This window comes from Bacillus sp. lyk4-R2A-2, from assembly GCF_030209735.1.
Lineage (GTDB): Bacteria > Bacillota > Bacilli > Bacillales > Bacillaceae > Bacillus > Bacillus pumilus.
In genome coordinates, this window is sequence record NZ_JARVRK010000001.1 from 133,752 (window position 1) to 147,827 (window position 14,076).

The following is a 14,076-nucleotide window of genomic DNA, read 5'->3' on the forward strand; positions in this document are numbered from 1 at the left end:
TCTTCTCCTCCTACACCCAATCCAAAATCTGAATCTTGTTTTTTTCAGTCCAAACGCCGACATCCCCTGTCGGATAGAGGTATTCGCCTGTTTGATGTTTGAATGGATGCGGAATTTTATGCGTCTCCATCCAATCGGCAAGCTCTCCGCAAAGTGCCTTGATATCCTTTGCACCGATAAAAATATCTCCAGGAAATCCTACCGGCATGAGCTGATGCTCTTCGCTCAGAACATAGATTTCCGTCTCACACGAAGGATCATGAATAACTGAATAGACCTCTTCTTGATCTGGGTACAGCACGCTGACTTGTGCATTTTTCGCCCAATCGGTGATCATCCGCTCTTTTTCTTCATTCGTGACGATTGTGAAGGAAGAGAGGGGCGTCTCCATTTGTTCTGTCATAGCTTCAAGTGTGTCGATCAGCTGCTGCATCAGCGATTGTATTTGTTTTTCTTTATATTGATTGAAGCGGTATGTGACCCGAAGCTCCATCGTATCTCCCGGGACAGCCACAAGGGTCAGGTCATAGTTGGTTTCTTCATGACTGGCTATGTCTAAGATCCGTACACCATACGGCTCTACAGATTCAATCGGGTAGTTTTCAAACACGACAATGCTGTTAAACAATGATTCTCCATTCGAAATTTGGGTCATCTGCTGAATATCTGGGAGTACGGTATACTCGAATTCTCGCATGTGAAAAACCGTTTCCTGCGTCTGCGTAAGCAGTTCGGCAATGGTCCTGTCTGGTGTGATCGGCAAACGAAGCGGCAAGGTGTTAATAAAGAGCCCTGTCATGCTTTCAACCTCTGGTAAGTCCGCCGGCCGGCCAGATACTGTGACACCGAACACGACATCCTCTGAGCCTGAATGAAGGTGCAAGAGCAGACCCCATGCCGCCTGAATCAGTGTGCTCATCGTGACCTTCTGTGTCCCTGTCATTTTCTCCAGCTTCTGCTGCATTTCAGGCGTCAGTTTGATACTAATTTGATCAATACCTGCTCCTTCATCCGAGGCTTGCTCTCCGTCTCCTGGAAGTGGTGTGGCTTCCTCTACTCCTGACATATAATGTTTCCAGAACTCTTGTGCCTTCTCTTGATCCTGCTTTTGCAGCCACTCAATAAAATCTTTGTATGGACGCACAGCAGGAAGGTTCATCTCTCGTTCATCCACAAGCGAGCGATACATTGAAAAGGATTCCTCAATCAAGCCGAACAGGCTCCAGCCATCAATTAAAATATGATGAAAGCTAAAAACAAACGTGCAAGTTTTCTCGTCACGATGGAACAAAGCGATACGAATGAGCGGTTCAGCCGTATTTTCCAAATCAAAATCCTTTGAACGATCGGATTGTAAATAACGCTCAATAGTTTTCTTCTGATCCATTTCACTCAGGTGGCGCACATCGTGCTGAGTGAGGTGAATGCTTCCTTCTGATTGAATCAATTGGACAGGCTCCTTTAGCCCCTCCCAAGCAAATCTTGTCCGTAAAATCGAATGACGTTCCACAAGCAGATTCCATGCTTTTTCATAGGCTTCGCCGTCCGTTAAGCCTTCGAGTGTCATATGCACCTGACCAAAATACGCCTGTGATGCTTGATCTAACAGTGCATGAAACAGCATCCCTTGCTGCATCGGAGATAATGGATACACATCTACCACATTGTCTGGAAGCTCATCTATTTGCTTTTGCGTTAGCTGGACCATTGGAAAATCAGATGGCGTAAAGCCGCCTTTTGCCTCTACACAATGCGTCAAAATGCCCTCCATTTTTTCTTTAAATCGTTCAGGTAACTGACGCACCTCTTCCTCCTGAAGCAGTTCACGATTGATCATAAAATTCATCTGAAGCTGACCACTGACAACGTATCCGTACACATCGATCAAATGCTGTCTTTCTGCTTTTGGGTCATGTACATGTCCATTTCGTTCATCTGCTATATACAGATTTGCCTCACCATCTATTTGATCTAACTGTCCAAGGTAATTAAAGCTCACCTGCGGCGCTGCCGTTTTAAGTAAACGAGATGCTGTCATGTATTGAAGTAAGCCATAGCCGATCCCCTTTTGCGGCACAGCTCTTAAGGTTTCTTTGACATCTTTAATTTGTCTCTCAACATCGGTTTGAATAAAAGGAATAAAAATAGGATAAGAGCTTGTAAACCAGCCGACTGTCCGTGACAAATCCATCTGTTCAAATAAATCCTCGCGTCCATGCCCTTCTAACGTAATCAGTAGTGGCTTTCCAACAGCTTGCGCAAGTGCTGACAGGAGTAAATCGTTGACCTCTGTTCGGTACGCTTGTGATGCGTGCCTTAGTAAAATGTCTGTTTGATCCTTCGTCAATTGAACAGTCAGGATCTCTGCATGTTCTTCTATATTGAAAAGCGCAGGTGGTTGAAAAGGAGAACCTTCTTCCTCTTGATTCATGATCTTTTCCCAAAAAGAAACCTGCTCTTGTAATTGATCGGTTTGTGCATATTCATAGAGTGCCTCTGCCCACTGCTGATAGGAAGCGGTTTTCTTTGCAAGCGTGATCTCCTGCCCTGCCGCAGCCTGCTTCAACCCGTTTAATACATCTTCCTGTATGATGCGCCACGATATTCCATCCATCACAAGATGGTGGGCTGCGATAAAGAGTTCAGACGTACGATCACTTGTCTGAAAAAGAATGGCTTTGATCACTTCTCCCCGCTCTAATGACAATGTTCCTTGACAAGCGCTTGTCTCCAAGCGAATTTGCTCTAGCGCTTCCTCGTGAGAAATATCCGTCAAATCAACGAAAGTGACACAAGGAATGATGCCAGGCGCACGAACGGTTTGAATCCATGTACCGTCTGCTGCTTTTGTATAAATGGCTCTCAGCATATCGTGATGATCGACAAGCTTTGAAAGAACTTGTGTTAACTGCTCGGGTTGTATCGATTGCTTGAATTCAATATGCGCTGATAGATTCCAATAATCTTGGTTTGTCATCGATTGTTCAAGGAACCAAGATTGGATTGGAAGCAGACGAACATTTCCTGTAACAGGTGATTGATCATAGGACACAGATACATCTGCTTTTTTCATAGCGCGTGCCAGCTGTGAAATGGTCTGTTTTTCAAATACATCTCTCGGCTGTATGATGTAGCCTTCCTGTGCTAGGCGTGCCACCATTTGTATGACAATAATAGAATCTCCGCCAAGCTCAAAGTAGTTATCATGAACACCGATTGAAGGAGTGCCAAGAAGCTGAGTCCACACCTTTTCCAGCACTCGTTCTTCCTCACTGAGTGCCTGATCTGCTGGTTTGTCTGCTTCTTCCTGTCTCCACATTGGCGGCGGGAGATGCTTTTGATCTACCTTGCCGTTTGGCGTGAGCGGCAGTTCCTCGAGCTCTATGAATAGGCTCGGTACCATATAATCTGGCAGTCTATCTTTTAACTTGCGTCGAAGGTCTTGCTGGGTCCATGCACCTTTTTGGACAAAGTAACCGATCAGGCGCTTATGACCACTCTCGTGCTGATGCGGAATAACCGCACATTCTACGATGTCTTCAACACTCAGCATAGCGGCTTCAATTTCTCCGCATTCGACGCGATGTCCGCGTATTTTCACTTGATGATCCATTCTTCCAAGGCAGTCGATGATGCCATTTGGGAGCCAGCGGCCCATATCACCTGTTTTATATAAACGCTCTCCTTTATGGAAAGGATGCGGGATAAATGATTGCGATGTTTTTTCTTCATCTCCAAGGTAGCCGAGTGCCATCCCTGTTCCGCCAACGTAGATTTCTCCAATGACACCCTGCGGAACCGGCTGCAGCTGGTCGTCTAATACATAGGCTTGTGAAAAAGCAATTGGCTGACCGATAGGAACGGTCGTCTGCCCTTCGTCTAATGAGCGAATGTGATGCACACAGGAGAACGTCGTATTCTCAGTTGGTCCATAGCCGTTTAAAAGCCCTTCCGGTAAATACGGCAGTGCCTTGCGGATATGAGCAGTTGAGAGCGCGTCACCACCGACCAATAATGCATCGAATCCAGATAAAGCTTCTGGATGTTCCTCTGTCAATCGGTTGAACAGCGGCACCGTCAGAAATCCTGTTGTGATCTTGTATGATGTCAGTGTATCAGCCAGTGTATCCATTGATAAAATCGTATTTCGATCGGTCAGGATCAGTCTTCCCCCGTTTAGCAGGGCTCCCCATATTTCATACGTAAAGGCATCAAAGGAGAAGCTGGCAATTTGTAAAATACGTGTATGTTCATCAAGGGTGACATAATCTGTTTCACAGACAAGCCGGATGACTGCTTGATGCGGGATCAATACCCCTTTTGGCTGTCCAGTTGATCCTGAGGTGTAATTGATATAAGCGAGTCCATCAGGTTTTAAGGCAGCAGGTATGAGTTCTGCTTCTGATAAAAATTCTTCATATCCTTCATCAAGACAAATGAGTTCGGTTTGACTGATGGACACCTTTTTCAGCCATTTATTTTTTGTCAGTAACAGCTGAATACCTGTATCCCTCAGCATATAATCAATGCGGGCATCTGGATATTCAGGATCAATTGGCACATAGGCGCCTCCTGCTTTCACAATCGCCAGCACCCCAAGAATCATTTCAGGCGACCTGTCGATGAGCAGCCCTACTGGTTCATGCGGCGTCACACCTCGCTGCTGCAGAGAAGCCGCAAGCCGGTCGACTTTCTCTTGTAACACACGATACGTCCACTGCTCTTCCCCGAATTCGAGAGCGATGGCATCGGGTGACTTTCTCACCTGCGCTTCAAACCGTTCAGTGATGAGAAGCGGGCCTGCAGGCTGATCTGTTTTGCCGCTCCATTCATAGAGCAGCTGATGCTTCTCTTTTTCTGGCAGGTAATTCATTAGTCTAATCGGCTGTGCTGGATTTTCACAAATACGCTCAAGCAGCTGCTCGTAGTACCGAAGGAACCGGTCCATCGTATCGTCAGAAAATAAGTCCACATCATACTCCAGTTTTAGTTGAAGACCCTCCGCTCCTTCAAAAACAAACAGGGATAGATCGAATTTGGCGGTATCGTTATCTTCAATGGCTAAAACAGATGTCGCCTCCCCCATCGGAGAAGCCTCAAGAGGCAGATTTTGCAAAACGAACATGACCTGAAACAGCGGCTGTTTGCCAGCCTCACGTACAATATTCAGCTCATCTACGACCATCTCAAACGGCACATCCTGATGCGCATAAGCGCCCATTGTTGTTTCTTTCACCCGTTCTAATAGGTCAGTGAAAGCAGGATTCCCGCTATGATCGATCCGAAGTGCCAGCGTATTGACGAAAAATCCGATGAGCTGCTCCATCTCCGTCCGATTTCTCCCAGCAATGACTGATCCAATCACAAACTCATCCTGTGAAGACAAACGGTGCAGCAAGGTAGAAAAGGCAGTCAGTAGCGTCATATAAAGGGTGCTGTCTGTTTTTTTAGAAAGAGCTGCCAACTGCTCAGACAGCGACTTCGACAGGTGGTATTTTTTCGTTTTTCCCTTGTAGGATTGAACGGCTGGCCGCGGGTAGTCATACGGCAAAACCAAATCTTCTACAGGGACAGCAAATTGCTCCTTCCAATAGGAAACCTGCTTTTGGAGCGTCTCTCCAGTCAAATACTCCTTCTGCCATAGGGCGTAATCCGCATATTGTATTGGCAGCGGCGAAAGATCAGGCTCTCTCTTGTCAATCATCGCTGTATACCATTCAGACAGCTCTCTTGCGGCAATCCCAACCGACCAGCCATCTGACACAATGTGATGAATGGACATCAGCAGCAAATGATCTGTTTCCGACAACCGAATCAGTTTTACCCGAAAGAGCGGATCATGCTCTAAGCGGAAAGCTGTGCTTGCCTCTCTTTTTGCCCACTCAGCCGCTTTTTGTTCTTTTTCTTCCTGTGACGTCAGATCTGATAGATCCACCACTTCAAGCTCTGGAAGGGTCATATGCTCATGGATGATCTGCACCGGTTCATCGCCGCTCATGGTAAAGGAAGTTCTAAGCGCCTCATGCCTTTGCACCATTTGCTGAAGACTGCGCTGAAGCACCTTCACATCTAAAGATCCATTCACCCGAAAGGAAATTGTATTATTGTAAAATGGCAGATCAGGCTGTAATTGATAGAGAAACCACTGTCTTTGCTGGGCATAGGACATCGGAATCTTCTGACCCTTTGCCATTTTCCGCACCTGTACCGCTTCATCCACTTTTGCATGCGAATCGATCCATGCCGCTAATTCCCCAAGTCTCGTATGCTCAAAAAGAACAGTGAGAGGCACATCAAATCCCATTCTTTGTCTCACCGCAGACAGCATTTGCGTTGCCTTGAGCGAATGACCCCCGATTAGAAAGAAATGATCACCACAGCTGACATTTGAGACATCAAGCAGCTCGGACCAAATGCTTGCCAAAAGTTTCTCCGTCTCCGTTTGAGGCGCTCTGTCCTCGGCTTCCTGTCCACTATCCTCAATGAGTGCTTTGAAATGCGGTTCATCCGGCATGCCATCCTCTGATTCTTTCCAATATTCCTCAGGAAATAGATGGACGGAATATTCATCAGATAGATGAGACTGCAAACACGTATAAATGGACTGATACAGACGTTCTTCAATGGCCTTTGTTTTGTCGGTTTTGAAAAAGACATACACGGCTTTCTCTGTTCGGCTCTTCGCATGGAGCATCTCTTGAATGTCCTGCTTCGACCGATCTAATCCCATATAAATGAGAGGTGAATCTGTCATCAAACATGCCAGCATCGACTGCAAGCCCGCCCGCTTCGGAATCGGAAGATAGCCTCTTTCTTTTAACATGCCTTTGATCATCGAACCCTCGCTCATGCCGATCTCATCCCACATGCTAAAGCTAAAGCAGTACGGCTTCACGGTAGAAGTCAGCCTCTGATAATGAGCAAATTGTTCAACGAACTCATTGGCAGCGCAATAAGCGCCTACGGTCATCCCACCCTTTAACGTTCGTGCTGATGAGCTAGAAAGAAATAAGACATTCTGCCGTTTAGAAGCCGCTTCATGAAGCGCAATCGTGCCATATACCTTTGCTTCGTACATCGCATGTAAGGACGCAGACGTCATGTCCGCAAGCAGCCCTTCTTGAATGATGCCAGCGAAATGAATCACACCATGCAGCCTTTTTCCATGAACCACCTCTTGTCTCGAGATAAGGGCTTCAAGGGCTTTTGCATCCGTCAAGTCCACTTCTTCATAATGAACAGTGCCGCCGCGTTTTTCCGCTTGTTTCTCAAGTGAGGTCAATACGTCTTGCTGCTCCGCACTTAAAGCTTCTCGTGCCTTTCTTCCAAGCAGCACAAGATGCGCGTGATAGGATGTTAGAAGATGTTCACTTAGCATCCGTCCTATTCCGCCAAGCCCGCCTGTCATCACGTAAAGCCCCGATGATTCAAATGGCGGTTTTTTCCTCTTTTGTTCACTTTCCAGATGAAGCGGCGCTATAAGAGGAATATAACGAACACCTTCACGATAAGCAGCGACATGCTGACTTGTGCCATGGATGAGCTCTGTCATGATCGCCGATACATGAGAATGACCAACCGATTCTGTGAGAGAAAAATCAAGACATCGCACCTTGATAAACGGCCATTCATGCTGAACAGCTGTCATCAATCCCGCTGTTGTTGCTTTTTCCACATGATGTACTTTGTCTTCTGGCAAATTCATCGCATGAGCGGAGACAAAGGTCATCTCTACAGGTTCCTCATAGGCGGCGATCGCTTTTGTTACATACAATGCACTCATGCTGCCAGCTTTCTGCGCTTCCTTCGCCATTGCCGCTTGAAGTGTGTCTTTCTTGTTTGTGTAGTTCCAAAGGTGAATGATTTGTTTCACCGAAACGCCATACGAACGGAGCGTCTCAAAGAGTTGTTCGTAGTCTGACGGCCGATTCGGGTGGATGATGAAGTGAGTGGGTGTGAGTTGTGTGAATGCTTGACCCGGTTCAACCGTGATATAGGTTTGTTCATGGTTTGAGAGGAATTTCAATTGATCTGCCAGCCCTAACTCATCTGCAAAGATCACCATGTCCCCTTCTGTTTGCTTTTCCGTTTCATGAAGCGGAGCGGGTGTCCACTTCTTTTGATAACTCCAATCAGGCAAGGTATGTTCATTTTCAAGTCTGATGTCCAGTTCCTTGATGATTTCGTCAAATTCACCTTCCTGCCACCTTGTCTTGAGCTGTGCCCTTTCTATTTTTCCAGAGCTTGTTTTCGGAAAGGCATGCTTCTGGACAGGAATAATCCTTGATGCATAAAGACCCATTTTTGTCGCAATATGGGTTTTAATGTGCTGGCTAGCCCTCATGATATAAGCAGGCTCATACAGCTTCGGTGTAAAAAAGAGAATCAGTTCATCGGATGCAGATGCCTCCATCCGCACGGAGCAAGCTGCCACAAAGCTTGTTTCTACGCCGGGTACTTCCTCTGCCATGGCTTCAATTTCATAGTTGTGATAATTTTTCCCGTTGATGATGATCATGTCTTTTTCTCTACCGGTTAATGTCAGTCTTCCTTCATGCAGAAAACCTAAATCACCCGTGTGGAACCAGCCCTCTGTTTGAAAAACCTCTTGATTCGCTTCGTCATTCTTGTAATAGCCCTTCATTGTCGTCGGCCCTTTGATTTGCACGCTGCCAATATGATCTTCGGGAAGAAGCTCATGCTCATGGTTGACGATACGAATCGTGATACCCGGAATCGGTTTCCCGAGCTCTGTAAAGCTGACGGTTCCAGTTTCGCGTGCCTCTGCTGGTCTTAGCTGCTCTGTCAGCGATGTTTCCTCAAAGGTCAGTACCCCGCTGTTTTCATCTCCCCGCTCAATCGCAAAAGAGAAGACCACGGCTGATGAGATTTCTGACATGCCGAAAGCTGGTCTGATGACGTCTCCTTTTAAGCCGTGCGGAGCGAGCAGGTGTAAAAACCGGTGAATCGTCTTCGGTACGACCGCTTCTGCCCCATTGATCATACAAGTCATAGCAGAAAGATCCCACGATCCCGAAGAGATTTCTTTCTCATAATCATTGATCATCGCAAATGCGAAGTTAGGTGCCCATGTCTTCGTTGCACGATAGCGGTCTATCCAGTCAAGCCAGCGCAGCGGCTGAGCGATGAAGTCATCTGTTCTTGCTCGAATTTGCTCACAGCCTGTGTACACATTGACAAGATGGAACATGACAATGCCGCCAATATGATCTAATGGCATCCAGTCTAACGAGACATCCTCTTGTGTAAACCCATTGGCTGCCACTGTTCCTTTGACATTCGCCAGCACACTTCTATGAGAATGCTCTACGCATTTAGGCATCCCCGTACTTCCAGACGTTAAGATAAAAAAGACGGAATCATCGGGCGTGACTGGGTGTGCTTCTAGATCTCTTTCTAAAGTAAGCATTGGTTCAACGGCTGCCACACGTAATTGATCTGTATGCCACAGTAAAGCCAAGCCTTGCACCTCATCAATCAGCGAGTCATCCGTGAGAATGAGCGGATGCTCCAGCAGGTCCCAAGCGTGATGAAGCTTCTTCACTGAGGCATTCATTTCCCGATAGGTCGGGGCTGCCGACACAAGTGTTGGGACAAATCCGCCTAACACACATGCCCAAAAAGCCGTGACCATCGCATGATTCGATGAAAATTGAAAGAACACAGGATCTCCTGGCTCAAGCCCTAGTGCCCTTAAACCCGTCAACACCCGCTCGGCATCCTCCTTTAACTGCGCGTAGGATTGCGTGAGCTCGTTTTCACTATTGATGATATAAGTCAGCCCATTTGTTGTTTTGGCTGCCTCAGTTAGAGCGTCCTGCAAGGTTTGAGCTCCTGCACGAACATCTATATCCCCTCCATAGGAAATGGCTGGGGGCATGTCCGCTAAAGCAGGTGAAGCCATTTGCGTTTGTATCCATTCAGCTGCGGCCTCCTGCTCCATGTGTTGGTCTAGAAATAAATGAGAGAGGTGATATGGCCGTGGTCGAATGGTTTTTTCACGAGAAAAAACAGCGAAGCGTTCGATTTCGTTGGTTTGTAAAATGGTTTTCTGTACATCTTGTAAAATCGTATCCATTGATTCATGTACATTCGATTGATTAATGGTTGATGGTTTCATATGAGTTCCTTCCCTTTTTTGTCAGGCAGGGCTGCCAATGTGCACCCCTGCCTCATCTAAAGTTTACAAGACTGTTTCTCTATTTTTATGATGGACTATTTCTTTAATTAGCTGTGCATTTCGGGCGGCACATTCTTTGTTTTTGAACATGTCGGCGTGCTGACCATAGCCTTGATATTGTCGATAAGCGCCGGTCGTCGCAGTTTCCCAATGTTCCATCCATTCTGGTATCGCAATGTTTTCTTCGGATTGGATGAAATCAATGTTTGCTTGTATCTCTCCTTGGTTCACCCCCTTAACAAAAGTTTCATAGTAAGCCCTCGTTTTTTGAGCAAGCGCGTCTTGAATGAGCTCCGCTTGGGCAAGTTCACTTTGCTTCGACTGATGGACGATCGCTGCAATATCGTCATCAATGGATCGTCCTTCTAAATCACTTTCTCCTATTTTCTTATAGGAATCGATCATGATGACTTTTTCGACGGTCCGCCCTGCTTGTTCGAGCGATTGAACAAGCTCAAAGGCTAGGTAGCACCCGCCAGAGTAACCCATCAAAGTCAGCGGTCCTTCAGGCTGAAGGTGCTGGATATGCTGAACGTATTGCGTGATTCGGTGATCAGCTTCAATAAAGTCAAAGGCGATCAAACGAACACCATCGAGCGTTTTTGCGGCTTCCTGATAGATAAAGCCATAGCCTGGTAATGGGGGTAGAGCAAAGACTGTTGGCGTTTGAGATTCATTGAATACAAGATAGCCGGCTGCTTCCTGATCCTGCTGTTGAATATAACGGCTGATTGCTTCAATGGTAGGCGTCTCAAACAGCAAGTGAATAGGCACCTGAACATCGAATTCCTTCGACATCTTGGATAAAAGCGACATCGCTTTTAATGAATGCCCGCCAAGCTCAAAGAAATGGTCATCTGTGCTGATATCTTCTCGTTCAAGCACTTCCCGCCACATCACAAGTAGCTTTTGTTCTACCTCATTTACCGGAAGCTTCACATGACGGTTTCCTTGAGGCAACGCTGGCTTTGGCAGCTGACGTTTATCAACCTTTCCATTTGGCGTAAGTGGTATTTTCTCAAGTCTGATCAGGTCATGAGGCTGCATGTAAGCCGGAAGTTTTTCCTTCAGCCCTGATTTGATCACATCCAGTTTATCCTTCCACTCCTCCTCACACGTCATATAGGCGAGCAGCCTTGTATGCTGCGTGTTATGCTGATCAGCTATAAGAGCCGCTTGTTTTACACCTGGATGCATGAGAAGGTGGGCTTCAATTTCTGTCAGCTCAATTCGGTGACCGCGAATTTTCACCTGATCATCCACTCTGCCTGCATACTCAATCAAACCGTCCGTTCGAAAATAAGCCAAGTCTCCTGTACGATACAGCCTTTCTCCCGCAGCGAATGGATGCGCGATAAAGGCTTGTTTTGTCAGATCAGGACGATTCAAATACCCCTTCGCAAGCCCTTTGCCGCTCAGACAAAGCTCTCCGACCATTCCAATCGGCTGAAGCTGCCTGTGCTGACTCAATATATAAGCACCCGTCTGGTTGAGCGGCTTTCCGATTGGAATCGAACGGGCTTCCATCGGCAGAGCCTCATCGACTGGATAATAAGTGGCGAATACTGTTGATTCGGTTGGGCCATAGACATTGATGAGTCTGCCTTTCCCCATGACAGCAAAGGCTTTCCTCACATGCTGCACCGATGCCCGCTCTCCTCCGAATAGCACCTTGCGCACACTACGCATCCAGTCGGTTTCTTCATCAACAAGGAGATTAAATAATGCCGTTGGAACAAACATGACAGAAATGTTTTCCCTTTTAATCAATCCCGTCAGCTCGCCCATGTTTAAAATGGTCTCTTTTTTCGGCAAGACAAGCTTCGCTCCGTTTAAAAGTGCGCCATACACATCAAATGTAAAGCCATCAAATACGCTGTTGGATAATGACAGCAGTGTATCTGTTTCTGAAATGGTTAAGTAGTTTGTATTTTTGACCACCCGGGCAATATTGGAATGGGTCGTCATGATGCCTTTTGGCTGACCTGTTGTACCAGACGTATACATGATGTAAGCCGTATCGTGTAAGCCTGCTTCAAGCGGCAGATTCTCTGAGCTCATCAGTGAAATTTCTTGATCATCTGCAAACAGATACTTTCCATCAAACGCAAGTCCCTTCACTTGACCGATAAAGGATGAGTGAGTCAGTAGATGCGTTGCCCCGCTGTCTTTAAGCATGTATTGAATGCGGCTTTCTGGATAATCGGGATCAATTGGCACATAGATTGCACCTGCTTTTAAGACAGCAAGTAGACTGACAATCAGTTCAGGCGTGCGGCCCGCTAAAATGGCGATGACCGTTTGATGCGTGACCCCATTTTTTTGCAAATGTCTTGCCAATCGGTTAGCTTGTTCATTCAGCTCCGCATATGTCATCGTGTGCTCACCTGCTGATAATGCGACCGCATTCGGCTGTTTGCGGACATTATGCTCAAACCATTTCGACAAATATAGCTGGTCATGCTCAAGCTCGGGCGCATTCCATTCCTCAAGAATCAGCTGCTTTTCCTGTTTCGTGACAAGTGTAAGTGTATGAACCGATTGATCAGGATGCTTGATCGCCTCGCTCATCAATAAACTCATCTGCTCCTTTAACCGTTGAACAAATTGAGGATCAAATGCTTTTTTGTTAAAGGCCAGCTTCAATTGCAATTGTTCTCCTGGTGATGCCAGCAAATTGAGATCATAGTTCGATTTTTCATACACATTCATGTTTTCCACAGTAAATCCTAACCGCGCCTCTTGCTCGTCCTTCTTTGCGGCTGGGACATTTTCAAACACGACAATATGATCAATGAGTGGCTGATGACCTGTCTTTGCCTGAATATCATAAATCGGAATATATTGATGCGGCTCGGCTGCAAGAGACTGCTGCTGCGTTTCTGACAGAAGAGAACGGAATGTCATGTCATCTGTCAGCTGAATTCTTCTTGGGATGACATTGATGAACAAGCCAACCATTCTGTCAACACCAGCCAAATCTGCCGGACGTCCCGACACAACCGTGCCAAACAGCACATCATTTGACCGCTGATATCTGCTCAGCAGAATTGACCAGACCGATTGCAGCACACTGCTTAACGTTGCATTTTGCTGGAACGCTAACTCTGATAAAGCAGCTGTTTCTCCCTTGCTCATCGACCATTCCAATTCGCCTAATTCATGTTCATTCGTTTGCTTTCTCTGTTCTTTAAAGGTAGATTGTCCATCAAACCCGGCTAATGATTGCTGCCAATATTGAAGTGATGCTTGTTTATCTTGTTTTTCAAGCCATTGAATATATTCTTTGTACGGTTTAACCGGTTCCAGTTTGTAAGGGATGTCATGTAAAAGGGCATGATAAATCGCAAATAACTCCTGCACCACAAGCCCAAAGCACCAGCCATCAAGAAGGATATGATGATAGCTCCATATCCAGCGATAGCTGGCAGGGCCCGTTTGGAAAACTGTTGCCCGCATGAGAGCATCCTTCGAAAGGTCAAATCCTCTCAGGCGATCCTGTTGTTTAAATGTCTCAAGACGTACAAGCTGTTCGTCTTCAGAAAGATTCTGCATGTCCACCACATCAAGCGTAAAAGGACGTTTCTTCAGCACAACTTGGACAGGGCGCTTCACTTTTTCGTGGAGAAATACGGTACGAAAAATATCGTACCGCTCCACGATGACATTCATGCTTTTCTCAAGTAAGTCATGACGCAGTGTACCCTTTACGTTCATATCCATTTGCTCTACATAAAAGCCCTTTTCTTGGTGATGGAGGGTATGAAACAGCATGCCTTCTTGCATCGGTGACAAATAATACATGTCTTGAACTTGATCCCTTTTAAATGAACTCATCTATTCCATCCTCCCTTCCCGTTTTTATGACTGATCTC

General features: G+C 46.3%; 2 protein-coding genes. Both read right to left on the reverse strand.

Annotated features, from left to right (window positions below):
- Nucleotides 1-10: 10 nt before the first annotated feature.
- Nucleotides 11-10,141, reverse strand: a complete 10,131-nt coding sequence (locus QRN39_RS00615) for a non-ribosomal peptide synthetase (RefSeq protein ID WP_284905719.1) — start codon at nucleotides 10,139-10,141, stop codon at nucleotides 11-13.
- A gap of 63 nt (nucleotides 10,142-10,204) precedes the next feature.
- Nucleotides 10,205-14,038, reverse strand: a complete 3,834-nt coding sequence (locus tag QRN39_RS00620; RefSeq protein ID WP_284905720.1) for a non-ribosomal peptide synthetase — start codon at nucleotides 14,036-14,038, stop codon at nucleotides 10,205-10,207.
- Nucleotides 14,039-14,076: the final 38 nt, after the last annotated feature.

What these genes read in the sequence shown, in the direction of transcription:
- QRN39_RS00615 (WP_284905719.1), bottom strand. Translation starts at nt 10,141, where the DNA reads ATGAAACCATCAACCATTAATCAATCGAATGTACATGAATCAATGGAT.
- QRN39_RS00620 (WP_284905720.1), bottom strand. Translation starts at nt 14,038, where the DNA reads ATGAGTTCATTTAAAAGGGATCAAGTTCAAGACATGTATTATTTGTCA.